The 26209-nt window shown below is 65.6% G+C and carries 28 protein-coding genes; 15 read left to right on the plus strand and 13 right to left on the minus strand.

Going from position 1 to position 26209, the window contains the following annotated elements; all coding sequences use genetic code 11:
* Nucleotides 1-56: 56 nt before the first annotated feature.
* Nucleotides 57-1436, minus strand: a complete 1380-nt coding sequence (locus KUV82_RS04635; RefSeq protein WP_219955719.1) for an NAD-dependent succinate-semialdehyde dehydrogenase — start codon at nucleotides 1434-1436, stop codon at nucleotides 57-59.
* Between the two features lie 97 nt (nucleotides 1437-1533).
* On the minus strand, nucleotides 1534-2403 hold the full coding sequence (locus KUV82_RS04640) for a LysR family transcriptional regulator (RefSeq protein ID WP_219955720.1): 870 nt from the start codon (nucleotides 2401-2403) through the stop codon (nucleotides 1534-1536).
* A 102-nt stretch (nucleotides 2404-2505) separates the two neighbouring features.
* On the opposite strand from KUV82_RS04640, the gene KUV82_RS04645 reads away from it, so the two are divergent.
* From KUV82_RS04645 to KUV82_RS04655, 3 genes are all read left to right on the plus strand, one after another.
* Entirely contained in the window at nucleotides 2506-3279 is a 774-nt protein-coding gene (locus tag KUV82_RS04645; protein WP_219955721.1) for a DUF1330 domain-containing protein, read from the plus strand.
* Between the two features lie 130 nt (nucleotides 3280-3409).
* Nucleotides 3410-4282: a crotonase/enoyl-CoA hydratase family protein gene (locus KUV82_RS04650; protein WP_219955722.1), complete on the plus strand. Its 873-nt coding sequence runs from the start codon at nucleotides 3410-3412 to the stop codon at nucleotides 4280-4282.
* A gap of 67 nt (nucleotides 4283-4349) precedes the next feature.
* Entirely contained in the window at nucleotides 4350-4820 is a 471-nt protein-coding gene (locus KUV82_RS04655; RefSeq protein ID WP_219955723.1) for a MarR family winged helix-turn-helix transcriptional regulator, read from the plus strand.
* 47 nt (nucleotides 4821-4867) lie between these two features.
* On the opposite strand, the gene KUV82_RS04660 is transcribed toward KUV82_RS04655, so the two are convergent.
* The 7 genes from KUV82_RS04660 to KUV82_RS04690 all read right to left on the minus strand — a co-directional run bounded on the left by KUV82_RS04660 (nucleotide 4868) and on the right by KUV82_RS04690 (nucleotide 12393).
* Nucleotides 4868-5866, minus strand: a complete 999-nt coding sequence (locus KUV82_RS04660) for a type II secretion system F family protein (protein WP_219955724.1) — start codon at nucleotides 5864-5866, stop codon at nucleotides 4868-4870.
* A 20-nt stretch (nucleotides 5867-5886) separates the two neighbouring features.
* Nucleotides 5887-6858: a type II secretion system F family protein gene (locus KUV82_RS04665; RefSeq protein ID WP_219955725.1), complete on the minus strand. Its 972-nt coding sequence runs from the start codon at nucleotides 6856-6858 to the stop codon at nucleotides 5887-5889.
* 58 nt (nucleotides 6859-6916) lie between these two features.
* Entirely contained in the window at nucleotides 6917-8206 is a 1290-nt protein-coding gene (locus KUV82_RS04670; RefSeq protein WP_219955726.1) for a pilus assembly protein CpaE, read from the minus strand.
* Between the two features lie 6 nt (nucleotides 8207-8212).
* Nucleotides 8213-8863, minus strand: coding sequence for a CpaD family pilus assembly protein (locus tag KUV82_RS04675; RefSeq protein ID WP_219955727.1), 651 nt, complete (start codon nucleotides 8861-8863; stop codon nucleotides 8213-8215).
* Between the two features lie 14 nt (nucleotides 8864-8877).
* A complete protein-coding gene (locus KUV82_RS04680; protein ID WP_219955728.1) occupies nucleotides 8878-10431 on the minus strand; it encodes a type II and III secretion system protein family protein in 1554 nt (517 codons plus the stop codon).
* Between the two features lie 41 nt (nucleotides 10432-10472).
* A complete protein-coding gene (gene cpaB / locus KUV82_RS04685) occupies nucleotides 10473-11585 on the minus strand; it encodes a Flp pilus assembly protein CpaB (protein ID WP_219955729.1) in 1113 nt (370 codons plus the stop codon).
* Nucleotides 11586-11676: 91 nt separating this feature from the next.
* A complete protein-coding gene (locus KUV82_RS04690) occupies nucleotides 11677-12393 on the minus strand; it encodes an A24 family peptidase (RefSeq protein ID WP_219955730.1) in 717 nt (238 codons plus the stop codon).
* An 87-nt stretch (nucleotides 12394-12480) separates the two neighbouring features.
* On the opposite strand from KUV82_RS04690, the gene KUV82_RS04695 reads away from it, so the two are divergent.
* From KUV82_RS04695 to KUV82_RS04705, 3 genes are all read left to right on the plus strand, one after another.
* Nucleotides 12481-13446: an alpha/beta fold hydrolase gene (locus KUV82_RS04695; RefSeq protein WP_219955731.1), complete on the plus strand. Its 966-nt coding sequence runs from the start codon at nucleotides 12481-12483 to the stop codon at nucleotides 13444-13446.
* Entirely contained in the window at nucleotides 13443-14540 is a 1098-nt protein-coding gene (locus tag KUV82_RS04700; RefSeq protein ID WP_219955732.1) for an NAD(P)/FAD-dependent oxidoreductase, read from the plus strand. The genes KUV82_RS04695 and KUV82_RS04700 overlap by 4 nt, the downstream gene beginning before the upstream one ends.
* Nucleotides 14541-14616: 76 nt before the next feature.
* The gene (locus tag KUV82_RS04705; RefSeq protein WP_219955733.1) at nucleotides 14617-14793 is read left to right on the plus strand and encodes a YegP family protein; all 177 of its coding nucleotides are present in this window, start codon (nucleotides 14617-14619) and stop codon (nucleotides 14791-14793) included.
* Nucleotides 14794-14796: 3 nt separating this feature from the next.
* On the opposite strand, the gene rnhA is transcribed toward KUV82_RS04705, so the two are convergent.
* Genes rnhA through ispH form a run of 3 tightly spaced genes read right to left on the minus strand, consistent with a single transcriptional unit; the run spans nucleotide 14797 to nucleotide 17181 of the window.
* Nucleotides 14797-15243: a ribonuclease HI gene (rnhA, locus tag KUV82_RS04710; protein ID WP_219955734.1), complete on the minus strand. Its 447-nt coding sequence runs from the start codon at nucleotides 15241-15243 to the stop codon at nucleotides 14797-14799.
* Nucleotides 15240-16196, minus strand: coding sequence for a homoserine kinase (thrB, locus tag KUV82_RS04715; RefSeq protein WP_219955735.1), 957 nt, complete (start codon nucleotides 16194-16196; stop codon nucleotides 15240-15242). The genes rnhA and thrB overlap by 4 nt, the downstream gene beginning before the upstream one ends.
* 1 nt (nucleotide 16197) lies before the next feature.
* Nucleotides 16198-17181 (minus strand): 4-hydroxy-3-methylbut-2-enyl diphosphate reductase, encoded by a 984-nt coding sequence (gene ispH, locus KUV82_RS04720; protein WP_219955736.1) that lies wholly within the window; start codon nucleotides 17179-17181, stop codon nucleotides 16198-16200.
* Between the two features lie 97 nt (nucleotides 17182-17278).
* Between ispH and KUV82_RS04725 the strand changes: the two genes are divergently transcribed.
* The 9 genes from KUV82_RS04725 to tatC all read left to right on the plus strand — a co-directional run bounded on the left by KUV82_RS04725 (nucleotide 17279) and on the right by tatC (nucleotide 24492).
* Entirely contained in the window at nucleotides 17279-17932 is a 654-nt protein-coding gene (locus tag KUV82_RS04725) for a hypothetical protein (protein WP_219955737.1), read from the plus strand.
* A 47-nt stretch (nucleotides 17933-17979) separates the two neighbouring features.
* Nucleotides 17980-19719, plus strand: a complete 1740-nt coding sequence (argS, locus tag KUV82_RS04730; RefSeq protein WP_219955738.1) for an arginine--tRNA ligase — start codon at nucleotides 17980-17982, stop codon at nucleotides 19717-19719.
* A gap of 2 nt (nucleotides 19720-19721) precedes the next feature.
* On the plus strand, nucleotides 19722-20435 hold the full coding sequence (locus tag KUV82_RS04735) for an SPOR domain-containing protein (protein WP_219955739.1): 714 nt from the start codon (nucleotides 19722-19724) through the stop codon (nucleotides 20433-20435).
* Nucleotides 20436-20516: 81 nt separating this feature from the next.
* Nucleotides 20517-21539, plus strand: a complete 1023-nt coding sequence (nagZ, locus tag KUV82_RS04740) for a beta-N-acetylhexosaminidase (RefSeq protein WP_219955740.1) — start codon at nucleotides 20517-20519, stop codon at nucleotides 21537-21539.
* A complete protein-coding gene (locus KUV82_RS04745) occupies nucleotides 21536-22345 on the plus strand; it encodes a segregation and condensation protein A (RefSeq protein ID WP_219955741.1) in 810 nt (269 codons plus the stop codon). The genes nagZ and KUV82_RS04745 overlap by 4 nt, the downstream gene beginning before the upstream one ends.
* Entirely contained in the window at nucleotides 22345-22947 is a 603-nt protein-coding gene (scpB, locus tag KUV82_RS04750; protein ID WP_219955742.1) for an SMC-Scp complex subunit ScpB, read from the plus strand. The genes KUV82_RS04745 and scpB overlap by 1 nt, the downstream gene beginning before the upstream one ends.
* Before the next feature lie 61 nt (nucleotides 22948-23008).
* Nucleotides 23009-23236, plus strand: coding sequence for a twin-arginine translocase TatA/TatE family subunit (gene tatA, locus KUV82_RS04755; RefSeq protein ID WP_219955743.1), 228 nt, complete (start codon nucleotides 23009-23011; stop codon nucleotides 23234-23236).
* Between the two features lie 25 nt (nucleotides 23237-23261).
* A complete protein-coding gene (gene tatB / locus KUV82_RS04760) occupies nucleotides 23262-23696 on the plus strand; it encodes a Sec-independent protein translocase protein TatB (RefSeq protein ID WP_219955744.1) in 435 nt (144 codons plus the stop codon).
* 1 nt (nucleotide 23697) lies between these two features.
* On the plus strand, nucleotides 23698-24492 hold the full coding sequence (gene tatC / locus KUV82_RS04765) for a twin-arginine translocase subunit TatC (protein WP_219955745.1): 795 nt from the start codon (nucleotides 23698-23700) through the stop codon (nucleotides 24490-24492).
* On the opposite strand, the gene KUV82_RS04770 is transcribed toward tatC, so the two are convergent.
* Nucleotides 24477-26126, minus strand: coding sequence for an amidohydrolase (locus tag KUV82_RS04770; protein WP_219955746.1), 1650 nt, complete (start codon nucleotides 26124-26126; stop codon nucleotides 24477-24479). The two genes, tatC and KUV82_RS04770, sit on opposite strands and share 16 nt — an antisense overlap.
* Between the last annotated feature and the right edge of the window lie 83 nt (nucleotides 26127-26209).

Raw genomic sequence — 26209 nt, forward strand, 5'->3', positions numbered from 1 at the left:
GAATTGCTCCGTTGAAATTCAGGCAGGGGTAGGAGGGCGCAGGGCGCAGCCTTGCCTCAGGGAAGGTACACCGCCTTGGTGTTCACGAATTCCTTCATGCCGAAGCCGCCGTGTTCGCGGCCGTATCCCGAATCCTTAACCCCGCCGAAGGGCATGTTGGGGTCGGCCGCGCCGAAGGAATTGATCCGCACCATGCCGGTATCGAAGTGTTCGCGGGCAAGGCGCACGGCCTTGTCCTGGTCCTTGGTGAAAATGCCGCCGCCAAGGCCGTAGCGGCTGTCGTTGGCGATGCGCATCGCGTCCTCGTCGTCCTTCGCGCGGATGATCGAGGCGACCGGGCCGAACAGCTCGTCGTCATAGGCCGGAGTGCCCGGCTTGCAGTCGGCGAGCACGGTGGCGGGGTAGTACCAGCCATCGGGATCGTCTTCCGGATCGCCGCCGCACAGCAGGGTCGCCCCGCCATCGAGGCTCTTGCCGACCTGTTCGACCAGCGTGTCGAACTGTTCCTTGCTGGAAACCGGGCCGAGCTGGGTGTCGTCCTTCGTGGGATCGCCCATCTTGGCCGCCTTCATCCGTTCGACGAAACCTTCGACGAACTGGTCATAGACCGCCTCGGTCACGACAAAGCGCTTGGCCGACACGCAAGTTTCGCCATTGTTGTAGAGGCGCCCTGTGACGCAGGTCTTGATTGCCAGCTCGACGTCGGCGTCTTCCAGCACGAGGTAGGCGTCGTTCGAACCCAGTTCGAGCACGGTTTTCTTCAGCGCTTCGGCGGCCTTGGTACCGATGTGGCGGCCCGCGCCATCGCTGCCGGTCATGGTGACCGCCCGGACCTTGTCGTGGGCGATGATCTCGTCCGACAGGTCGTGATCGACCAGGATCACGTCGAACAGGCCCTTGGGCAGGCCCGCTTCGAGGCACAGGTCGCGCAGCAGCAGCCCGCTGCCGGTGCAGATCGAGGCGTGCTTGAGGACCACCGCGTTGCCCGCCATGGCGTTTGCCGCGAGCACGCGGACCGGCTGGTAAAGCGGGAAATTCCACGGCTGGACCGAGTAGATCACGCCAATCGGCGAATAGGTCACCAGGCCCTGTTTCTTGCCGCCCGAATGGGTGCGCTCTTCATCGGCGAGTACGCTGGGGCCGTTGTCGGCGGTGTATTCGAAGATGCGGGCGCAGATTTCGACTTCGCCCTTGCCGTCGCGCAGCAGCTTGCCGGTTTCCGCGGTCATCAGAGCGCTGATGCGGTCGGTGTTGTCGCGCAGCACCTTGGCAATCGCGCGCAGCACTTCGCCGCGTTCTTCGTGGCTGCGGGTCTTCCAGTCGAGGAAAGCCTCATGCGCTGCGTCGATGATCCCGAAGGCTTCGTCCTTCGTCATCAGCTGATAGGTTTCCAGCGGCTCGCGGGTGGCAGGGTTGTTGGTTTCGATAGTGGGCATTGAGCACCTGATTTTCGTGTGAGGGTATGTCCATCGAACGAGGCCGACATGCCGCGCGTTCCGCAGAATATTTTTCGCAGAATCGGGAACCCGAAAGTCAGTCGCGCGCGCCCGTCACCAGTGAACGCTTCGCCAGCAGCGCTTCGGCCAGGAAGGCCATGAAGACCCGCACACGCGGCGTCCCGCGCAGGTCCGGATGGGTCAGGATCCAGATGTCCTGCTGGGGAACCGGCGGGCGGTCGGTAAGGCGAATGAGCGCGGGTTCGGGATCGGCCATGAAGCACGCGCCGCGTCCGAGGCCGAGCCCGGCGACCAGCGCGCGGTGGCGGGCGGTGATGTCGTCGATCCGCAGCGCGACCGGCGCGTCGGGGAAGGGCGACTGCTCGCGCCAGTCGGGCCACACGCCATCGTCCACCGGAGCGATCCAGCGCAGCTTGTCCGGTGGGGTTCGCTCCAGGTACTCGCGATTGGCGTAGTAGGTGAGGCCGGCAGGAAACAGGCGCCGACCCACGAGGTGTTCGGGCGGCTGCTTCACACCGCGCAGCACCACATCGGCTTCCGAGCGATCGAGGTCGACGAAGCGCGCGGTGGTTTCGACCTTGAGATCGACTTCGGGATAGAGCTCTGTAAACGCGACCAGCTCTTCCAGCAGGAGGAACTGCGCAATCGGTTCGGGCAGCGAGACGGTCAGTGATCCGGAAATTGCCTCACCGCGCGCCTTGACTGCTCGCTCGCTTGCGAGGTCGAGCTGCTCCATCCGTTCGGCCGTATCGATAACCGCCTGCCCTTGTTCGGTGGGCAGGTAGCCGGTGGGCGTCCGCTCGAACAGGATGCCGCGGCGATCCTGTAGCGCAGCCAGCCGCCGGGCGATGGTGGTGTGGGTGAGGCCGAGCAGGCCGGCCGCACCGCGCAGTGATCCGGCGCGCGCGACGGCGAGAATGACGCGGTAATCGTCCCAATCCTGCATTGGAACGATTTTGCACCACTCGTGGCCAAAGTCTAGCCATGATCGGGCGATTTGACCGCGATATTGGTGCACAAACGTTTCAATAGGTCAAAGGAAACCGCCGTGCATCTCACCCCCCGCAACGCTCTGCTCTGCGCCTGCCTTGCCGCCGGATCGCTCTTCACCGTGCCGGTCGCCTCGCCACTCCTGGCGCAGACGACCGAGGCCGCGGCGCCGGTGCAGCCCGTCTCCTTCGCGCTCGAGGCGGGCGAGGTCCTCCAGATCATTGCCCCGCAATCGCGCGAAAACAGCCGCGCAGCCCGGCAGGCCTATTACGATTTCGTCCTGCCCCAGGCCGAACGGTTGGGTTTCGAGAGGCTGGGCGGCCTCAGCGTGCGCCAGAAGGTCGTGAGCGACTACGATCCCGGCGCCTTCCTGTTCTTCTCCTGGCCCGACGCGGCTTCTTTCACGATGTTCGAGGCGCATCCCGAATGGCCGGCCTATCGCGACCAGCGTCCGGACGGCTGGGAGGAACTGAAGATCTACACCGTTGAGCTGGAGCAGGACCTCGCGCTGACCTTTGACCCGGCCAAGCACTACACGGTGGTCGTCGCCTGGCTCGATGCCGAAAACGGCGCGGACTACACGCGCTATCTCGACGGGATCGAAGAAGCAGTGACGCGTTCTGGCGGGCGCTTCATCGCCAAGTTCAACGATCCGGCTTACGAGGCGAACGCCGGCACGCCGCCTGCGCCCGGCCAGATCACCTTCGTCGAATGGGATTCGCTGGACGGCTTCGAGAAGGTCCAGAAATCGGCCGAATACCAAGCGAACCGGCAGAACTTCGCCTCCGGCGTCGACCGGTTCGAATTCTATTGGCTCGGCGTCGGCGGCTAGGCGCCGGCCCGCGCAGTCGCTTGCAGGGTGCGGGCGACCTGCGGCGCTTGCGTCCCCTGTTCGGCTTTTCCTTGCCAGACCGGCGTTCCTTGTGTTCCATCCCGATCGAGAGAACGGGAGAGAGACCACAATGACCGACTTCACACAGATCACGCTCGATATCGCCGATGGTATCGCGACCGTGACGCTGAACCGGCCCGAAAAGATGAACGCCTTCACCCGCACGATGATGGATGAAATCATCAAGGCGATGGACATCACCGACGCGGACGACAGCGTGCGCGCGGTGATCGTGACCGGCGCGGGCGAGCGGGCGTTCTGCGCGGGGGCGGACCTGACGCCCGAAGGCGGCGGCCATGTCTTCTCCGATCCGAACCCGGTGGACGATCTTTCGGACGAGCGCGTGCGCGATGGCGGCGGGCGGCTCACGCTGCGCCTGTTCCAGTCGAAAAAGCCGCTGATCGGCGCCTGCAACGGCGTGGCCGTCGGCGTGGGTGCGACCATGCAGCTGCCCTTCGACATTCGCCTGGCCAGCGACACCGCGCGTTATGGCTTCGTCTTCGCGCGCCGTGGCATCGTGCCCGAGGCTGCCTCCAGCTACTTCCTTCCTCGGCTCGTCGGCATGCAGACCGCGCTCGAATGGTGCATGACCGGGCGGATTTTCGATGCCGGCGAAGCGCTCGAGCGGGGCCTGGTACGCTCGGTCCATCCGCAGGGCGAGCTGATGGACGCAGCTCGCGGTATAGCCCGCGAGATCGCCGACAACACCTCGGCCGTGTCGGTCAGCATGACGCGCGCGATGCTGTGGCGCAACGGGGCAAGCGGCCATCCGATGGACGCGCACAAGATCGACAGCCGCGCGATCTACCGCCTCAGCCGCAGCGCCGATGCGAACGAAGGGATCGCCAGCTTCCTCGAGAAACGTCCGCCGGCCTATCCGGACACGGTGAGCGGGGACATGCCCGATTTCTACCCCTGGTGGGACGAGCCGGACTACGCGTGAGTCGGGCCGAGAAAGTTACATTCGCAACGGCCTTGCCAAGCAGGGGCCGTCATCTAAATGTAACGGCATGTCGAAACGCCAGCCTGCCCAGCGCCTAGCCGAGTTCCTGCCCTACCAGCTTTCCATCGCCTCGAACGCGGTGTCGACCCGGATTGCCGAGCAGTATCGCAAGCGCTTTGCGCTCAAGACCACCGAATGGCGGATCATGGCGGTGCTTGGCGACCATGGCGCGCTGACCCAGCGCGAGCTGTCGCAGCAGACCCTGATGGACAAGGTGCCGGTCAACCGCGCGTGCAAGCGGCTGGAGGATCGCGGCCTCGTGCAGCGCTCGCCCAACGCGAAGGACGGGCGCTCGCACCTGCTGGAACTGACCAGCGAGGGCAGGGCGGTCCACGCGGGCATCATGCCGCTGGCGCTGACGATCGAGAGCGAGCTGTTTTCCGTCCTCAGCGAAGCGGAACGCGCCAGCCTGCGCGACATGCTCGTGCGGGTGCGCGACCAGGCAGGGGACTTCGACGCAGAAAGCCTGGCCGACTAGGGTTAGTCGACCAGGCTTCCTTTGCGATCCGTCGCAGGAGAAACGGGTTATCCGATACCGCCGCTGAAGGCGTCGGCGATCGAACAGGCCGCCGGGCCGAGAATGACGATGAACAGCACCGGCAGGATGAACATGATCAGCGGCACGGTCATGATGGCGGGCAGACGCGCAGCCTTCTCTTCCGCGCGCATCATGCGCTCGTTGCGGAATTCGGCCGACAGCACACGCAGCGCGGAGGCGAGCGGCGTACCGTAGCGTTCGGTCTGCACCATGGTGGTGACCACGCCCTTCACCGCTTCGAGGTCGACGCGGTAGGCAAGGTTGTCGAAGGCTTTCTTGCGCTCGTTGAGGAAGGAGAGCTCGATCGCCGTCAGCGCGAATTCGTCGCCGAGTTCGGGATAGGCGCGGCCCAGTTCCTTCGCGACGCGGTTGAAGGCAGCGTCGACGGTCAGGCCGGCCTCGGCGCAGATGACCAGCAGGTCGAGTGCGTCCGGCAGGCCCTTGCGGATAGCGTCCGAGCGCTTGCTGGCGATGTTGCTGAGATAGATTTCCGGACCCTTGTAGCCCAGGAACAGCGCCGCGCCGAGGGCTGCGACACGCTTCATCTGCCAGTCGGGATAGATCTCGACCATGTAGAGCATCACGAAGGCGAAGCCGCCGAGCAGCACGGGCAGCACGGCGCGCAGGCCGATGATGATGATCGCCAGTTCCTTGTTGCGAATACCGGCATGCGCGAGCTTCTGCTGGACGATGTCGACCTGGCTTTGCTGCAACACTTTCATGTTGCCCAGGGCGTCTTTCAGCTTCTCGGTCGTGTCGGTCTTGCGAACAAGGCTTTGGCGCTTCTTCGCCGTCGAGGTGACGAGGCCCATCTTGAGCTCTTCACGGCGGCCCTCGAGGGCTTTCACGCGCTTGCTCATCGGGTCCTTGATCGTGACCGCGGTGTAGATCGCGAAGATCACGGCCATGGCCGCGATCCCGGACAGGATCGAGCCGACGAGGAACACATCGAAGCCGAGGAGGGTGGGGCCGGTTGCGGGATCCATTGCTCTACTCTTTCCTCAACTCAGATTTCGAAGCTGACCATCTTGGCCATGATGAAGCCGCCGATGCTCATCCACACCAGGCCGCCAAGCCCGGTCACGATCAGGCGATCGTCTTCAAAGAAGCCATTGATGTAGGTCGGGTTGATCCACCAGATCATCGTGAAGACGATGAACGGCAGCGCGCCCACGATATAGGCCGAGGCCTTTGATTCCGAGCTCATTGCCTTGATCTTCAGCTTCATCTGGGCGCGCTTGCGCAGCACGTCCGAGAGGTTGGAGAGCGTCTCGGCAAGGTTACCACCCGTCTCGCGCTGGATGGCGAGCGTGATGCAGAAGAAGTTGAACTCGGGAATGCCGAGCCGATCGGCCGTTTCCTGGAGCGATTCCTCCATGGTGCGGCCGATCTTGATGCGCTCGACGATGCCCTTGAACTCTTCGCCCACCGGGCCGTCGATCTCCTGCGCGACCACCCCGAGGGTTTCGGTCACGGGAAGGCCCGAGCGAAGGCCGCGGACAAGCAGTTCGATGCCGTCGGGAAACTTCACGTTGAAATTGTTGGTGCGTTTCTTGATCTGCCAGCCAACGATGAAGTGGGGCAGGCCGGCGCCGAAGAGCACGCCCACGCCGAGCGATAGGCCCAGCGATCCGCTGCGCAGGAACAACAGCAGCGCGACGGCAACACCGATGCCGATCGAAGCGTAGGCATACTGGCTTAGCGTCCAGCCCTTGCCGGTCCGGTCAAGGCGTACGGCCAACGCATCGATGCGCGACGTCGAGCCGGCGGCCTGATGGACCTTGGGCTTGCGCGCTGCGATTGCTTTCTTGAGCTGCGATTCGACCTTGGCGTCCGTGCTTTCCGAGTGACGGTAGCGCAGCTGCTGCAGGCGGCGCTGGCTGGATTTCGCAGCGTTCGGACCGGAGAGCACCGTGTATCCGATCGCCAGCAAGGCCAGGACCCCTACGGCCAACAGCACCAGCTGGATGATGTTCATGCGTACTCTCCGTCCAAACTAACCACGAGCCGGGGGGCAGCGCCCCCGATGGGCCCGCTTACTCCGCCGGTGCTTCGACCGGCGCGTCCTTCTTCTTGGCAAGCAGGTTCTTGAAGTCGATGCCGCCCAGCAGCGACTTCTTCGCACCTGCCTCTTCCGCGCCTTCGCCATCTTCGTCACCAGCGCCGATGACGCGGGTGGAAAGCTGCTTGATGGCTGCGGTGGCCTTCGAACCGCCGTTGGCATCGACGAAGGTCTTGCCCAGCTTCGCTGCGTTGGCAGCAGCCTTCTGGTCGAACGGGATCAGGATATCGATCTTGCGCTCGATCGAGGCTTCGAAGTCGGCCTTGCTGATCTCGGCCGCGCCGGGCTGGACCTTGTTGGCGACGATCAGCACTTCGGCGTGCGGAGCGTTGGTTTTGAGCCACGACAGGATGCGGATCGTATCGCGGGCCGAAGCCAGCGACATTTCCGTTGCCAGCACGACGACGTTCACGTCGTTCAGCAGGTGCGGGAAGTTGATCATCATGTTGCGCGGCATGTCGAGCACGGTCATTTCGAACGTGTGCTTGAACTCTTCCTGCAGCTGCATGAAGGCCGATCCATCGGTCATCAGCGGCTGGTTGATCGGAGCTTCCGCCGACAGGATGGCCAGGTTGTCGTTCGCGCGGATCATCGCGCGTTCGATGAACAGGCCGTCGATGCGGCTGGGGTTGTCGATCGCGTCGGTAAGCCCGCGGCCCGGCTCGAGGTCGAGCGCAAGCGCGCCGGTACCGAAGTGCACGTCGAGATCGAGCAGTGCGGTCGGCATGCGCTGTTCACCGGAGAAGAGCCATGCGAGCGAGGTGACCAGCGTCGATGCGCCCACCCCGCCACGCGTACCGATCACGGCGGTGGAGATGTGGCGCTTCACACCCTCTTCCTCACCGGCGCGCGGTGCCATGAACACCGCCTGTGCCTGGTTCAGCGAATCGCGCAGCATGTTGGCCGACAGCGGCTTCAGCAGGTAGTCGTGGATGCCGCTCGCGAGCAGGTCGCGGTAGAGGCGCACGTCGTTGACCTGGCCGATCGCGATCACCACCGTGCCGGGTTCGCAAACCTCGGCCAGCGCGTTGATGTCGTTCAGCGGGTCGCCGCTTTCCGACAGGTCGACCATCAGGATGTTCGGGCTAGCCGAAACCGACAGCGACTGGATGGCGTTGCGAAGACCGCCCTTGTTGCACTTTTCGGGTGCCCAGCCGAGCTCGATCACCACCGGACGCAGGACGTCCAGCGCGTTCTCGTCGCAAATATAGGCGGCGAAGGCGTCGCGGTTGCCCGCCATGCCGGATTTGAGTGAAGCGCTCATGGCTGCTTAGCCTCCTTCTTTGCTGCTGACTGCGGGCAGGCCGCCCGCACCGGTCGGAGCCTGTTCGCGATAGGACTGGATGGCCTTGGTCGAGGTGGTCACGACCGTTTCGCCCGTGCCCGTCTGGCCGGAGATCAGATCTTCCGGGTTGGCGACCATGGCTGCGAGGTTGCCGTTCACACCGCAGCCATAGCCGGGGTAGGTCGCGTTCAGCTCGTTGGCCTCGTTGTTGGCCGACCAGTCCGGACACCCCGGAACGCTGGCGGTCGAACGCGTGATGACGATGCGGGCCTGGCCCGGGTTCACATAGCCGGCGGTGACCGGCGAACCTTCGGCGACCAGCAGGCCGTGACGGCCGGCGAGAGCTTCGAGGTCTTCCTTGACCGCGAGGCTGGCCGTGGGATCATCGATCGAAACGCGATCGCCGTAGCCAAGGCCCATGGCCTCGAACCAGCCGGCAACGCGCTGCTGTTCGCTGACCGGCAGGCCGTCGCTTGCGGTGTTGACGTCCATCGTGAAGTTGGTGCGTTCCACGACCGGCTGGCGGGCGCTGTAGAGCGAGCGGTTGTCGCTCGGCATGCCGCCGCAGGCGCCAAGCACGAGGCTGAGCGAAACGGCCAGCGAACCGGCGAGCTTGCGATTGATTGCCTTTGCCATTGTACGCGTTCCTCTTATTCGAAGCTGAAGCCGGGCTGGGCCGATGCGGTGCGTTCGTTGCGGCGTGCTTCCGACTGGGTTGCCGCCTGCTGCTCGCCCTTGTTCGCGGGCAGGCCCTGCGAGATCGCCGGGTCGGCCGGAGTGGTTTCGACCGCGCTCGGCTTCGGACGGTCACCGCCGGTGACACCGTCGCTCTGCTGGAAACCGAGCAGGCGCTGGTATTCGGTCGGCTTGCGGAAGCCGTCCGTCGGCAGCTTGATGTCGTTCGCGTTGACCGGGCGCACCAGGTACGGCGTGACCACGATCACGAGCTCGGTTTCGCCCTTGCGGTAGTTGGTCGAGCGGAACAGGTTGCCCAGGATCGGCACGTCGCCGAGGCCGGGGGCCTTGTCGATCGTGTTGGTCGCATTGTTCGACAGCAGACCGGCGATCATGAAGCTCTGACCCGAGCCCAGTTCCACCGTCGTTTCCGCGCGGCGGGTGACGAGGGCGGGGACCTGGAAGCCGTTGAGCACGATGGCGCCCTGGCTCGAAAGCTCGGACACTTCCGGACGCACGCGCATCGAGATGCGGCCATTGGCCAGAACCGTCGGCGTGTAGGCAAGGCTCACGCCGTAGTTCTTGTACTCGATCGCCGTGGTGCCGAGACCCTGGCTCATCGGGATCGGGAATTCACCGCCCGCCAGGAATTCGGCCGTCTCGCCCGAAAGGGCGGTCAGGTTCGGCTGCGAAAGCGTGGTGACGAGGCCTTCGGTCTCGGCAAGGTCGAGCGCCGATGCGATATCGAGGCCGAGGAACTTGCCGAAGGCGCCGATGGTCGTGCCCGGCGTAATGCTGGTAACGACGCTGCCGCCTTCCGGTCCGGCAACAAGGCCGACACCCACGCCGTTCGGGCTACCCGGGGCGTATTGCGGGAAGGTGGCCGCGCGGCCCTGGCCGATACCGAACTGGAAGCCGCTGGTCTGGTCGACGCTGGCAAGGTTCACGCCAACGGCGCGAACGAAGCTGCGGCTCACTTCGGCAATGCGGACCTGCAGGTTGACCTGCAGCGGGGTTGCCATGCGCAGGCGGCTGATGACGTTGGCGTCTTCACCGACATAGGCCTCGACAAGACGCTGCGCTTCCTCTGCGTCTTCCGGAGCGGCAACGGTGCCGGTCAGGAGGATGACGTTGGAGCCCATGGTCGCAACCGAAATCTTGGCTTCCGGCATGGCGAGGGCGAGCAGCTGGTCGATGCTGCCGATGTTCGAACCGACGCGCACGTTGGCCGACCAGATGATGTCGCCCGCTGCGTTGCTGGCGTAGATCGTGGTCTCACCGCCGGCCTTGCCGAAAACATAGAGCTGGCGACGCGACTTGACCTGGACATCGGCGATGGCGTCGTTGGCGACGAACACATCGGTCATGGATCCGGGCACGTTGACCAGCTGGCCACGGCCAATCGAAAGCACGACTTCGGAGTCCGGGCTGACAACCGACTGGGCCGTCGCAACGGTCGTCGGCGTGGTGGCCAGCGGCGCAACGGCCAGGCTGGCAACCAGCAGTTTGGTGGTAAGACGACGTTTCATGGAATTGCCCCCTGAATGGCTTTCCTGTTTGCGGGACCGGCTCACTTGATCACCGTCGATTGTGCGACGGGCACGGTCTTGGCTGCCTGTGCGGCACCGTGGGCCTGCTTGCCGAGGAAGGCGGCGCTGGCAGCGCTGAACCCGGCTGCGCCGACCGGCACATCTTCGACATCCTTGCCGCGGGTGACGCGGACACTCGGACCCTGGCGGACCGGGGCAGCGCCAGCCGGAGCCGCACCGGCAGGTGCGTAGGCGGCCGGTGCCGGGTTGCCCTGCGGCGGAGCGTTACGGCGCTGGAAGCGCGAGACGTCGCCGCCGGTCACGAAAGTGCTCTTGCCGTCGTCGGGACGCGCCATGGCGTCGCGAAGGATCTTTTCTTCTTCTTCCGGCGTGGCGTTGTCGGGGATGGCGACGTCGCCAGCCGCGATAGCGCGTTCGAGTTCGCTCTGGTTGTCGGCGAGCGAGCGCAGCGAGAGGCTCAGCGTGCCGATGGTCTGGGCCACGGCAACCTTTTCGGCGATCACCGGGGTCACTTCGAGCGTCACCGTGCGGAAGGCCTTGACCACGGTCGAGCCGTCTTCTGCCGTTTCCGACACGGTCGACTGGTCGGTTGCCAGCACGCGAAGGTTACGAAGGATGGTTTCCGACGCTTTCAGGTTGGTGCCATCGGTGCCTTCGACCTGCTGGGTGAGGACCATGTCGACACGGTCGCCCGGGAAGACGAAGCCGGCCACGCCCGACTGGGCAGTGACGGGAACGGTGATGGCGCGCATGCCCGGCGAAAGGGCCGCAGCAAGGAAGCCGCGGTCGCCCGGGGCAACAAGCGAGCCCTGCGTTACCGGTTCTCCGGCCGTGATCGGGTGACGGACGACCGTGCCGAGAAGCTTGGACATGTCCGCTTCGCCATCGAGGAAGTAGGCATCCTGCACCAGCTCTTCCGGCCACAGTTGGAAGCCCATGGCGTCGGCGGTGATGATCGTGCCGACCGGCAGCGCGCGCTGCGCCACCAGGACCTTCGGCCCCTGCGGTTCGACCTGCGCGGCGGCATCGGCCGTCGGTGCGCTTGCTCCTGCGAACATGCTCCGCGCGACAAGCGCCGTACCGACCGCAACGATCAGTGCACCAATCAGCAGAACCAGCTTCTTCCTATCCATGGCTATCTAGCCCCCTAGTTCGGCCCGCGAAATCCCAGTGCGGGCAAGTATGGTTTCACGCTGTACGGGCGAATTGGTTAAGATCGGGTTGTTAGCCCGCGCTTGCCGCCAATCCGCTTGCAAGAAGCTGCCCGCTGGCCACGATCCACAGGCCCGCAAGAGAGATGGCGGGGCCGTAGGGAACCCACACATCGCGGTCGTGACGCCGGATGATGCGGATCGAGCCGAGTGTTACGATGAGCAGCACGACGAAGGGCGCGAGGACGAGCGTCATCGCGGCAGCCGTGCTGGTGGTTGCCGATTCGATCAGGCCCTGCGGCATAGGCAGCTTCGGGCCGCCCAGGACAGCGCTGGCAAACATGGCGGCAACGCCCGTTCCGAGCGCGAGCAGGATCGAATCGCGAATGGGGTGGGTCTTGATCGTGTTGGAGCGGGCCACGCGCCAGGCGCCAACGGCCATCGTCAGGACCCAGCCGAGCATGGCCATGGCGATCAGCAAGAGCGTGAACTGCGAGGGCGGTACCCACAGCGCCAGCGCGCTGAGCAGTTTCACATCGCCGCCGCCCATCTGGCGGATGGCGAAAAGGAAGCAGCACACCGCAAAGACGGCAATGGCGAGCCCGATCTGGTAGCCGATGCCGGGCCACAGCGGCAGGCCGACGGAAAGCCAGTAGAGCGGCGCGCCGAGAGCCACACTCAGCGTCAGCCTGTTGCTGATGGTCCGGCTCTTCAGGTCGGTGACGATCACCCACAGGAGTGCGATTGCCAATCCGGCAAGCAGTACGTAGGTGAAAATTTCGCTTTGCATGTCGCCCTCGAGGGTTTCCTTCGGGCGTCGGTGCTACAGGAACGTGGTTAGCAAAAAGTAACCATAGAGGAGGTCGCCATCACCGGCATGCCCACGCAGGACAAGGCGATGGATCGCCGCGCCATTCCCGCCGCTGCAAGCGAGAGCACCTTTCCGCTCGAAGACGGCCATGCCATTCGCCGGATCGACTGGCCGGGAACAGGTGGCGGCGCGCGCGGATCGATCCTCTTCCTCCCCGGTCGCGGCGATTTCTACGAAAAGTACCTCGAGACGCTGGACCAGTGGCACCGGGCCGGCTGGCGCGTCACCGCCGCCGATTGGCGCGGGCAGGCCGGATCGGGCCGGCTCGGCGATGATCCTGTGACCGGCCATATCGGGGATTTTACCCACTGGACCAGCGACCTTGCCCATCTGTGGAAGGTCTGGAAGGCGGAGACGCCGGGCCCGCATATCCTTGCCGGCCATTCGATGGGTGGCCATCTCGTCACCCGTGCGTTGGTCGACGGTGTAGTCGACCCCGATGCCGCGGTCCTCAGCGCGCCCATGGTCGGGATGAGCGGACCGCCGCTGCCGCTGCCCTTCCTCCATGGTGTTGCAAGGCTCATGACGAAGATCGGCGCGCCGACCCGCCCGGCATGGAAGTGGAGCGAGAAACCCGGCGAGATGCCCGCCAACCGCAGCGGGCTCCTCACCCACGATACCGATCGCTACGCCGATGAGCTGTGGTGGCGCGAGGAACGCCCGGAACTGGTGATGGGCCCGGGAAGTTGGGGATGGGTGGAACGCGCCTACGCCTCTGTCCGGCGGCTGGAAGAACCCGGCGCGCTGGAAGCCGTCCAGACCCCTGTGCTTGTCGTGAGCACGTCCGCCGACAAGCTCGTCAGCCATCCCGCTGCCGTGCGCGCGGCGCAACGCCTGCCTAAGGGCGAGCTGCTCGCCTTCGGTAGCGAGGCGCGGCACGAGATCCTGCGCGAAGTGGACGCGGTGCGCGACCGCGCGATGGACGGCATTGCCCAGTTCCTTGATCGGGTCGCTCCGCAGGAGGCTGCGTGAAACCTTACGATTTCGCTGTCATCGGCGCGGGCATCGCCGGGGCCAGCCTTGCGGCCGAACTGGCGCAGGGCGGGGCACACGTGCTGCTGCTCGAAGCCGAGGACCGGCCCGGCTACCACGCGACCGGCCGTTCGGCGGCGTTCTGGGAGGAATGCTACGGCGGACCGGAAATCGTGCCGCTTACACTCGCTTCGGGGTCTTACCTGCGCGACGGCGGTTTCCTGCGCGAACGCGGTGCGCTCTATATCGGGCGCGAGGGCGACGAAGACCGGGTTACCGAATTCATGCAGCGCTTCGTCCCGACGGGCGCGACCATTCAGCATCTTGGCCGTGCCGACCTGCAAAAGCGCGTTCCGGGCATACGCTACGAATGGTCCGACGCGATCTGGGAACCGGTGTGCGCGGATATCGATGTGGCCGGGCTTCACGCGCATTACCTGGCGTTGGGGCGCGAACATGGCGTGGTGCTGGAATGCCGCGCCCGTGTGTCGGGTCTCGAGCGCGTAAATGACGCCTGGACGATCGATCTGGAAAGCGGGTCGCAGTTCGCGGCCAGGACCGTCGTCAACGCTGCGGGCGCGTGGGCCGACGAGCTCGCTCTGTTGGCCGGGGCCAAGCCTGCGGGCATTGCGCCCTATCGCCGGACCGTGGCGCAGGTGCGCGTCGACCCGCCGGTGCCCGACGACCTGCCGCTGGTGCTCGACATTCGCGGCCGGTTCTATTTCAAGCCCGAATCCGGCCGCCTGTGGCTGAGCCCGCATGACGAGGAGCCGAGCGAGCCCTGCGACGCGGCGCCTGAAGAGCTGGCCGTGGCCGAAGCGATCGCGCGGCTGGAAGAGGTGGTCGACTGGCGGGTCGAGGCCGTGGAACACAAATGGGCTGGGCTGCGCAGCTTCACCGCCGATCGCCGTCCGGTCTATGGCTACGACCCGGTGGTCGAAGGCTTTGCCTGGTTTGCGGGGCAGGGGGGCTTCGGCATCCAGACGTCACCGGCCGCCGCGCGCCTTGGGCGTCAGCTGCTGCTGGGAGAAGAGCGCGATGCGCTGACCGAGACGCTCGACGCGGAGCTGTATTCGCCTGCACGTTTCGCCTGAAGCGGTTTCGCTGGCCAAGCGCCTATCATTTGTTAGGGTGCCTTCCGATTCAGCCGAACCAAGGGAGACCATAACGATGGCGCATCATTTCGAGATCTACAAAGACAAGGCCGGCGAATTCCGGGTCCGCTTCAAGTACAATTCGGAAATCATGTTCTCGACCGAGGGCTATTCCTCGAAGTCGAGCGCACAGAACGCGATCAAATCGATCAAGAAGAACGGCCCCGGCGCCGAGGTGGTCGACAACAGCTAAGGGTTAGACGCCCTCGCGGGCGATACGGTCCGCCTCGTCGCTGGCGAGGCGGTCCACCCGCTCGTTCTCCGGGTGACCGGAATGCCCCTTTACCCAGTGCCACTCGACCTTGTGGCGCTCGGTCAGCTCGATCAGGTCATGCCACAATTCGGCATTGCGAACGGGCTTCTTGCTCGCGTTGACCCAGCCGCGCTTCTTCCAGCCGTGGACCCACTTGGTGATCCCGTCGATCAGGTACTTGCTGTCGGTGTAGAGATCGACCTCGCATGGTTCGATCAGAGCGCTGAGGCCCCGGATCGCGGCCGTCATTTCCATGCGGTTGTTGGTGGTGTCCAACTCCGCGCCCGCCAGTTCCTTCTCGTGGCGGCCCATGCGCAGCAGCGCGCCCCAGCCACCCGGGCCGGGATTGCCCTTGCATGCGCCATCGGTGAACAGTTCGACCTTTTTCATGCAAAGGCGCCTTGGCCTGCGCGGCGATAGAATTCCAGTCGGCGCAGGAAATCCATCGGATCCTTGCGGCGGACCATCGCATCGGCCGGGGTGTCCAGCCAGTCCTGCGCGCGGCTGGCGATGAAGCGCAGGCAGGCGCCCTCAGCCAGCAGAGGCAGCGCGGCGCGTTCGGCTTCCAATAATGGGCGCACGCTTTCATACCCTTCGATCAGCGCGGCAGAGAGCGCGGCGTTGCAGCTGCGCCCTTCGCCATCGAAACACCACGCGGCATGCGTCACGGCGATGTCGTAGGCCATGGCCCCGGTGCAGGCGAAATAGAAATCGATCATGCCGGTTACGGTGTCCCCGAGCATCAGGACATTGTCGGGAAAAAGGTCCGAATGGATGATCGATTGCGGAAGGTCATCCGGCCAGGCGGCGACGATATCGGCTCCGGTCTCGAGAATCGATGGGAGGTCCGGGTTGATCGAGGCGAGAGCTTCTGCACCGCAATCCTGGAGGATGGCCAACGTGTCGGTCGGGCCAAGGTCGGTGGCCCGTGCGCCTTCGAAATTGCGCGCGGCAAGATGGGTGCGGGCTAGAGCCTCGCCCACTGCCCGGGCCTGCAGCGGTTCGGGAACCGTGGGCGAGACGCCCGGCAGGAACTCGATCAGCGCGACCGCCTTGCCATCGACCCGGCGCGAAGCATTGCCGCCCCTATCATGGATCGTGCGCGGCACCGGGCAACCGGCGGCCGACAAATGGTCGAGCAGGCCCAGGAAGAACGGCAGGTCCTCAAGCTCGATCCGCCGCTCGTACATCGTCAGGATGAACCGGCCTTGGGTGGTCTCGATCAGCCAGTTCGAATTGGAAACGCCCTCGGCAATCCCCTTGGCCGACACGAGTTCGCCGACCGGGTAATGCGCGATGAGCTGCGCAAGGTCTTCGGCCCCGAGATGGGTATAAACGGCCACCTTATTCGGTCAGCTGGCGCGGCAGCTTGAAGACCATGTTCTCCTCGGCGCTGGTCACGACCTCTTCCTCGACGAGGCGCCAGTCGGAAAGGCGATCGACCACTTCGCGCACGAGCTTTTCCGGGGCCGAGGCACCGGCTGTGAGGCCGATCGTGGCAACCCCTTCGAGCCAGCTCGGGTCGATCTCGTCGGCGCGCTGGATCAGGCGCGAGGTGGTGCCCATGCGCTCGGCCACTTCGACGAGGCGCAGCGAATTGGAGGAATTGGGAGCGCCGATGACCAGCACCAGTTCGCATTCGTCCGCGATCTGCTTGACCGCCGCCTGGCGGTTGCTGGTCGCATAACAGATGTCTTCGGCCTTCGGCGCCACAATCTGCGGGTAGCGCGCTACCAGCGCCTCGATAATCTCGCGCGTGTCGTCAACCGACAGCGTGGTCTGCGAGAGGTAGGACAAGTCGTCCTCTCCCGAAAACGGCAGCGCGGCGACATCCTCGACCGTTTCGACGAGCGTGATGCGGCCATCGGGTACCTGGCCCATCGTCCCGATGACCTCGGGATGGCCGGCGTGGCCGATGAACAGGATGTGCTGGCCCTTTTCGATCTGGCGCTCGGCCTGGCGGTGGACCTTGCTTACCAGCGGGCAGGTCGCATCGACATAGAGCATGTTGCGCCGCTCGGCCTCAGCCGGGACGGTCTTGGGCACGCCGTGCGCGCTGAACACCACCGGCGCATCGTCCGGCACTTCGTCCAGTTCCTCGACGAAGATCGCGCCCTTGGCCTTGAGGCTGTCCACGACATAGCGGTTGTGCACGATTTCGTGGCGGACATAGACCGGCGCGCCGTACTTCTGCAGCGCGCGCTCCACGATCTCGATCGCCCGGTCGACACCGGCGCAGAAGCCGCGCGGGGCCGCGATCAGCAGCTTGAGGGGAAGGCGCGGGTCGTTACCCGGCGATGCAGGCGTGGATGGAAAGGGGGCGTTCATGTGCCGCCCTCTAGCGCTTTCGCGCAGGCCAAGCTAGGGCAAGCCGCAGCCTGGACGGGCTACGAATTCGAATGACCGCAAAAGGGAAATTAGCCGCATGACCATCCGAACCCGCCTTCTTCCCGCGCTTGCCCTTGGTCTTGCGCTGGCCGGATGCAGCAGGGAGGGCGACCTGGTGATCGACCAGGGCGTTGGTATTTCCGCGGTTCGCAGCACCTGTCCTGCGGTCGGCATCCCCGATTACACGGGCGATATCACGACCTTCCGCACGCCGGGTTCGACGACCTTCGCCAATCTCGACGTGACGGCGGCGATCACCAACCTGCGTTCGACCTGTAACGAGCAGGCCGGCGACCGGGTTTATACCGAAGCCAGCTTCGACGTGGTGGCGCGCCGCACCGATACGCGCGGTGCGCGCACGGTAACCCTGCCCTATTTCTCCACCGTCCTGCGCGGCGGTTCGGCCGTGGTCAGCAAGCGCGTCGGCAGCGTCACGCTGCAGTTCGCCGATGGCCAGGAACGCGCCCAGGCGCGCGGCACTGCGGGTGCTTACGTCAACCGCTCCGAAGCGACCCTGCCGGCCGATATCCGCGAGCAGATCACGCGCAAGCGCCGCGCCGGCGATCCCGATGCAGCGCTCGATCCGCTCGCCGATCCGACGGTGCGCGCAGCGGTCCAGCGCGCAACCTTCGAGTTGCTTGTCGGCTTCCAGCTGACCGAGAACCAGCTGGCGTATAACGCGACCCGCTGAGCACCCTCGCATCTTGCCATTTTGCGCCGATAGTCTAGGCGCGCGCCATGGCTGACACGCAGACACTTCACGCGGCCTTCGCGGCGCGCATCGATGCAGTATTGGACGCGCTCCAGGCGGAAGGCACGCTTCCCCCCGAAACCGTGCGCACGAACGTCACGGTCGAGCCGCCGCGCGATCCCTCGCACGGCGACCTTGCGACCAACGCCGCCATGGTGCTGGCCAAGCAGGCCAAGACCAACCCGCGCGCGCTGGCCGAGGCCATCGTCGAGCACTTGGCCCGCGATCCCGATATCGTCGAGGCGACGATCGCCGGTCCGGGCTTCATCAACCTGCGCCTGTCGCCCGACGCCTGGCGCCGCGAGCTGCTGGCAATTGCCGAGCTGGGCGATGCCTATGGCCGTTCGGACATGGGGCAGGGCCAGCGGGTCAATGTCGAATATGTCTCGGCCAACCCGACCGGCCCCATGCACATGGGCCATTGCCGCGGCGCGGTGGTAGGCGATGCGCTGGCCGGCCTGCTCGAATGGGCGGGCTACGGGGTCACCCGCGAATACTACGTCAACGACGCCGGCGGGCAGGTCGATACCCTCGCGCGGTCGGCGCACATCCGGTACCGCGAGGCGCTGGGCGAAGAGGTGGGCGAGATCCCCGAAGGCCTCTATCCCGGCGACTACCTGAAGCCGGTTGGCGAAGCGCTCGCGAAGGAATTCGGCGAGACCTACAAGGATGCGCCGGAAAGCGGATGGCTGGAGCTGTTCCGCCAGCGCGCGGTCGCCGCAATGATGGACATGATCCGCGACGATCTGGCGCTGCTTGGCATCCATCACGACCTGTTCTCCTCCGAGGCCGAACTGCAGGCGGCCGGAAAGCCGGAAGCCGCCGAGGCGTGGCTGCGCGAGAAGGGCCTCGTTTATGACGGCGTGCTTGAAGCGCCCAAGGGCAAGGCGCCGCCGGAAGACTGGGAGCCGGTCGAACTGCCGCTGTTCCGCTCGACCGAATTCGGCGACGACCAGGACCGCCCGATCAAGAAGTCGGACGGCAAGTGGACCTATTTCGGCGCCGACCTTGCCTACCACTTCCAGAAGGCGGAAAGCGCCGATGCGCTGATCGATATCTGGGGGGCGGACCACGCGGGTACCGTCAAGCGGATCAAGGCCGCTGTCGCCGCGCTGACCAAGGGCGCCGGCCGCGACGTGCCTTTCGACGTGAAGCTGGTCCAGATGGTCAAGCTGATGCGCGACGGCGAGCCGGCCAAGATGTCCAAGCGTTCGGGCAATTTCATCACCATCGCCGACATGGTGGAGGAAGTGGGCAAGGACGTGGTGCGGTTCACCATGCTGACCCGCAAGCCCGACGCGCAGATGGAATTCGACTTCGCCAAGGTGGTCGAAGCCTCGAAGGAAAACCCGGTTTTCTATCTCCAGTACGCCCACGCGCGCATCCACTCGACGCTGCGCAAGGCAGGGGTGGAGCCGAGCAGCGCGGCGATCGACCGGCTGGGCGAGGACGAACTGGCGCTGGTGCGTGAAGCCGCGCAGTTCCCGCGCGTGGTCGAGGCCGCGGCAAAGGCGCGCGAACCGCACCGCATCGCGTTCTTCCTCGGCGATCTTGCTGCCGCCTTCCACAGCTTCTGGAATGCGGGTAACGATGATCCTTCGAAGCGGATCATCCAGGAGAGCGATTCCGACCTTACCGCCGCGCGGCTCTTCCTTGCGGCGCAGGTCGGGCAGGTGATCCGCAACGGCCTCGCCATCCTGGGGGTCGAAGCGGTCGAGGAGATGTGATCATGGTGGGGTCGACGCCGTACGATACGGACGAGGACTGGGAAGGCGACGATCAGCTGGACCTGGCCGATGACGAGAGCCTGCCCTGGCTCGAAGCGGGCGAGGACGAGGATGAAGCCGCTGGCTTCGACACCTCGCGCCTGATCCTGCTCGCCATACTGGCGCTGGCGCTGCTGGCCGCCGTGGTTGGCGCGATCTGGTTCGTGACCAACCAGACCTCGGACGAGCCGGAGGCCGACGGCAGCGTGATCGCCGCGCCGGAAGAACCCTACAAGACCCGGCCGGACGATCCGGGCGGCAAGACTTTTGCCGGCACCGGCGACACGAGCTTTGCCGTTGGCGAGGGCCAGAGCCGCGAAAGCCGGCTGGCCGAACCCACGACCGCGCCGCGCGACACGGCCGCATCCGGTCCGTCAATCGCCTCGACCGTGAACGAAGGGCCGCGCACAGCAGCAACCTCCACGCCTGCCTCGGCAACCGCGCCGGGTACGGCAGTGCAGGTGGGCGCCTTTCCGCGCCGCGAGGACGCCGAAGCGGCCTGGTCGCGCCTGACCCGCCAGACCGAAGCGCTGAGCGGCGTGCGGCACCGTGTGGTGGAGGCGCAAGTCGATATCGGCCGTGTCTATCGCCTGCAGGCCGTGACCGGCAGCCGGGCCGAGGCAAACCGCCTGTGCTCCGCGCTCAAGGCCGACGGGCTCGCCTGCTTCGTCAAATAGCGACTCGCCAGAGCGCAATTTCCACACCTCCCGCGCGCATCGAGCTTGCGGGAACGGGGGGAAGACTCCACCTTGCCGCCCATGACGCCCGCCATTTTCGGCATTTCCGGTCTAACCCTGACGGCCGACGAACGCGCCTTCTTCAAGGAGGCCGATCCGGCGGGCTACATCCTGTTCGCGCGCAATTGCGAAGACAAGGACCAGCTGCGCGCCCTGACGGACGATCTGCGCAGTCTCCACGGTCGCGATCGGCTGATCGTTTCCATCGACCAGGAAGGCGGGCGGGTCGCCCGGATGAAGCCTCCGGTGTGGCAGCGCTATCCGGCTGGCGAGGCCTTTGCCCGCCTGTGGGACGTGGCGCCCGCGTCGGCCATCGAAGCCGCGCGGGTCAACGCCGAGGCCATGGGCCGCGAGCTCTCTGAAATGGGCATCACGGTCGATTATCACGCCCCGCTCGACGTGCGGCGGCCCGAAACCGACGACGTCATCGGCGACCGCGCGCTGGGCAGCGAGCCGATGCAGGTTGCAGCGCTCGGCCGCGCCGTGCTCGACGGGATGGGCCGCGCCGGGATCGTCGGCTGCCTCAAGCACATGCCCGGCCACGGCCGTGCGACGTGCGATTCGCACAAGGAGCTGCCGCGGGTCGAGGCCAGCGCGCAGGAGCTGGAAACCGATATCGAGCCGTTCCGCACGCTGTCCGCCCATCCGCTGGGCATGAGCGCGCATATTGTGTTCGAAGCCTGGGATCCGGACCATCCGGCGACCCTGTCCAAGACGGTGATCGAACAGGTGATCCGCGGAGACATCGGGTTCGATGGACTGCTGCTCTCCGACGATATCGACATGGAAGCGCTCGAAGGGACCATTCCGGAGCGCTCCGTGCGCGCGCTGGAGGCGGGGTGCGACATCGTGCTCAATTGCTGGGCCAAGATGGACGACATGACAGCCATCGCCGAACGGGGCGGGGCGATGAAGCCGGAAACCGCCGCGCGCCTCGAGCGCGTGCACGAGGCCATGGCTGCGCCGCAGGACGGCCCCGATATTGCCGAGCTCATCGCCAAGCGCGACGCGCTGCTGGCGCTCGCCGAGGAACAGGCGGCATGACCAGCGACGGCCTCCTCTTCGACACATCGCCCGCCAATAGCGAGGACGACTGGGACGGCATCGCGGCCGAAGCCCCGGTCGATGAAAACGCGCTCTACCTCGAGCTCGACGGGTGGGAAGGCCCGCTCGACCTGCTGCTCGACCTTGCCCGGCGCCAGAAGGTCGATTTGCGCTCGATCTCCATCCTGTCGCTGGTCGACCAGTACCTTGGCTATATCGAGCGCGCCGAAGCGCTGAAGCTGGAGCTTGCGGCGGACTATCTCGTGATGGCCGCCTGGCTGGCCTTCCTCAAATCGGCGATGCTCCTCCCCAAGGAAGAGCAGGAGGACCCGAGCCCCGAAGAGCTCGCGCTGAAGCTCCAGCTGCGCCTCCAGCGGCTTGGCGCGATGCGCGATGCAGCCGCGCGCCTGATGGGCAGCGACCGGATCGGGCGCGATGTGTTCTTGCGCGGGGCGCCCGAAGGTCTCGACATCGTGCGCAAGACCGCTTGGCAATGCGACCAGTTTACGCTGATCGAGGCCTATGGCCGGGTGAAGGCGCGCACCGCGCCCGCTATCCACATGGTGCGCGAGCGCCCGGTGATGACGCTCGAATCGGCGCTCGACCGGGTTTCCAACATGCTTGGCGTGACGCTCGACTGGATGGAGCTGCGCGATTTCCTGCCGCAGCACGCCGAACCGCGCCTACGCAAATCGGCGCTCGCCTCCAGCTTTGTCGCCGCGCTCGAACTGGCGCGTCTCGGCAAGGCGGAACTGCAGCAGGAGGATACCTTCGGGCCGCTTCACCTGAGGCGGGTGCGCGCCTGATGGACGAACTCGCCCGCGCCGTCGAAGCCGCGCTGTTTGCAGCGGAAGAACCGATGACGGCGGAGGCGCTGGCCGGTTTTCTGGGCGATGCGGCTCCCGGCGATGTCCGGGCGGCGCTCAAGAGCCTCGCCGAAGACTATGAAAAGCGCGGCATCCACCTCGTCGAGCGGGGAAAACGCTGGCACTTCGAGACCGCGCCCGACCTTGCTCACCTGCTGCGCAAGGAACGCGAGCAGGTCCGCCGCCTCAGCCGTGCCGCGACCGAGGTGCTCGCCATCATCGCCTATCACGAACCGGTCAGCCGCGCGGAAATCGAATCGATTCGCGGCGTGCAGACGAGCGGAGGCACGCTCGATGTGCTGATGGAGGCGGGCTGGGTGAAGATCGCCGGTCGCCGCGAGGTGCCGGGACGTCCCACCATCTACGCAACGACGCCCGAATTTCTCGAACATTTCGGCCTCTCCAGCCGCCGCGACTTGCCCGGAATAGCGGAATTGCGCGCGACCGGGCTGCTAGACCCGGTCGATGACGCTTACGAGGACCTCATGGCCGATACGGCGGCGGAGGAAGAACCGCAGGAAGAGCCTTCGGACGAGGCGTGACTGGCGCTATCGCGCGCCAGCGCCTATATCCACAGACAAGCAATGTGAAAGAGTAGGTCCCATGGGTCTTAGTGTCTGGCAGCTCGCCATTATCGCCATCGTCGTCCTCGTCCTCTTCGGTCGCGGTCGCATTTCCGAAATGATGGGTGATTTCGGCAAGGGAATCAAAAGCTTCAAGCAGGGCATGAACGAAGACGAAGCGCCTGCAAAGCAGATCAGCCACGAGGCGAAGCCCGCCGACGAAGGGCTGACCGCGGACCAGGTCAAGCAGACCCCCGACACCAAGTAATCCGCGAAGCGAGCGGAGGCAGGCCATGTTCGATATCGGCGCCAGCGAACTGCTGGTGATCGTCATCGTGGCGATCCTCGTGATCGGCCCGAAGGACATGCCCAAGGCCCTGCGCCATGCTGGCCGCTGGATCGGCAAGCTGCGCCGCATGTCCAACCATTTCCGCGCCGGTCTCGACGAAGTCGTTCGCCAGGCCGAGATCGAGGAAATGGAAGAGAAATGGGCCAAGCGGAACAAGGACATCATGGCCAAGTATCCCGACGTCTCCACGCCGGAAGGCGGCGCGCCGGAGAACCTGCTTCCCGCCGAAATGGAGCCGCTGGCGTCTGCCGGGGACGTGCCCGACGCCGATGCAGCCGCCGAAGCCGCGATCAAGCGCGCCGCGCCCGTAAAAGCCCCCGAACACACGGACGAGCCTCCCCTGCCGCTCGAGCCGCCGCCTGCGGCCAAGGACGCCTGACATGGCCGTGATCAAGGATATCGATGAAAGCCAGGCCCCGCTGCTCGACCATTTGATCGAGCTGCGCGCGCGCCTTGTGCGCTGCGTGCTGGCGCTCGCCATTGCCTTTGGCGTGTGCCTGTACTTTGCCGATCCGATCCTCGGGTTCCTGATCCAGCCGCTCAAGAACTCCTTCGCGGAAGGGGAAGGGCAGCTGATCTTCACCAAGCTCTACGAAGTGTTCTTCGTCGAGTTGAAGGTGGCTTTGTTTGCCGGTTTCTGCCTGAGCTTCCCGATCATCGCCAATCAGCTCTGGGCCTTCGTTGCGCCGGGCCTTTATGCGAAGGAAAAGAAGGCCTTCCTGCCTTTCCTGCTGGCCACGCCGATCCTTTTCACCATGGGCGCTGCGCTGGCCTATTACGTCGTGATGCCCACCGCGTTTCGCTGGTTCCTCGGTTTCGAGGGTACGGCGGGCGGCCTCGAAATCCAGGCCCTGCCCACGGCGAACGAATACCTTGGCCTCGTGATGCAGTTCATCCTTGCCTTCGGGATGAGTTTCCTCCTGCCCGTGCTGCTCTTGCTGCTGCACCGTGCCGGCATCGTGACGCGTGACCAGCTGGTCTCTGCGAGGCGCTATGTCATCGTGGCCGTGGTGGCTCTGGCGGCGATCATCACGCCGCCCGACCCGGGCTCGCAGCTGCTGCTGGCGATCCCGCTGCTGCTGCTCTTCGAAGGTTCGCTGGTGCTGATGCGCGTGACGGAAAAGCGCCGCAAGGCCGAGGTCGAAGCGCCCGAAGAGCCTCAGTCCGCCTCGTAAACCTTGCGCCCGCCGACCCAGGTTTCGAGCACCTTGGTCGCGCGCAGTTCTGCCGGGCTTGCCAGCAGCGGATCGCGGTCGATCAGGACGAAATCGGCCCGCTCGCCAGGGATCAGGCGGCCGAAGCGCCCTTCTGCAAAGCCTGCATAAGCCGCTTCGCTGGTGAAACCGGCCAGCGCCTGTTCGCGATTGACCCTGTCTTGCGGGCGCCAGCCTCCGAAGGGTTCGCCATTGGCATCCATGCGCGTGGTCGCTGCGGCCAGACCGGCGAAAGGATCCGGCGATTCCACCGGTGCGTCGGAGCCGAAGGCCAGCCGTCCGCCCAGCTGAAGGATGGTGTTCCAGGCGTAGGCCCCGTCGAGCCTATCGGGACCAAGGCGCGCTTCGGCCATGGTACGGTCGCTGGTCTGGTGGACCGGCTGCATCGAGGAAATGATGCCGTTCCGACCAAGCTTGGGCAGGTCCGCCGGATCGACGATCTGCACGTGTTCGATCCGCCAGCGGCGGTCGCCGGGGAAGCTCTCGGCAATCTCGCCGATGGCGTTGAGCGCGTCTTCGTTGGCGGCGGTACCGATGGCGTGGATGGCGGGCTGGAAATTGCCCTGGGCCGCGCGCACGAGGATGTTGCGCAGCTTGGCAGGGCCGGTCAGCGGCAGGCCGGTGTTGCCCGGATCGTCGGCATAGGGACGCTTGAGCCAGGCCCCGCGGCTGCCGAGTGCGCCGTCGAGATACAGCTTCACTCCGTTCATGCGCAGCTTGTCGTCATAGAGCCAGGGCGAGGGGCGCGCGCCGGCGATCAGCTCCATCTGGTCGGGGCCGGCGGCGTAGGCCATTATGCGCAGCGTCAGCGCGCCCTTGTCGCCCGCGCGGCGAAAGGCCTGCCAGTCCTCGATCGTCGTGCCCATGTCGGCCACGGCGGTGATGCCGTAGCGGTGCAGGACCCGCTGCGCTTCGGCAAAGGCGAGGTCGCGTTCGTTGGGACGCGGCGCAGGGATAGCGGCGCGCATCAATTGCTCGGCGGCGTCGACGAACACGCCGGAAGGCTGGCGCGAACCGGGAAGGCGCTCGATCCGGCCGCCTGAGGGGCTGGTGCTCTGAGCCGTGACGCCGGCGGCCTGCATGGCGAGCGTGTTCGCCCAGCCGGCATGGCCATCGACCCGCTCAAGATAGACCGGCCGGTCGGCGACCGCGCTGTCGAGTTCGGCTGCGGTCGGGAAACGGCCGAGGCCCCACTTCTCCTGGTTCCACCCGCGCCCGAGGATCCAGGGACGGGCTTCGTTCTCGGCGGCGAAGGCGCGGATCTTGTCGAGCGCTTCGTCCAGCGAATTCGTGTCCGACAGGTCCAGCGTCAGTGCCCCGATGCCGATACCCATGACGTGGGCGTGCGCATCGATCAGGCCAGGGATCATGACCGCGCCTTCGCCGTCCTCGCGGTAATCGGTCTGCGGCTTGTCTTCCCCGCGTTTGACGACCTGGGTGATTGTGCCGTCATCGTCGATCACCAGCGCCACGAACCGCTCCACGGCGCCATCCGCGCCAATGGTGATCCCTTCGACATTGTCGATCAGCACATCGGCCTGCGCGGGTGCGGCAAGCGCCATGGCAAGGGCGGAGGCAAGCAATTTGAGCTTCATTTCAGGCAGTCCCGTCGGTTTTCGCAAGTGGGCGATAAGGCATAGCTTGGCGCAGGCAAACCCTTTCGGCGATTGCGCCGACG

It is taken from the genome of Qipengyuania flava (assembly GCF_019448255.1).
Classification (GTDB): domain Bacteria; phylum Pseudomonadota; class Alphaproteobacteria; order Sphingomonadales; family Sphingomonadaceae; genus Qipengyuania; species Qipengyuania flava_A.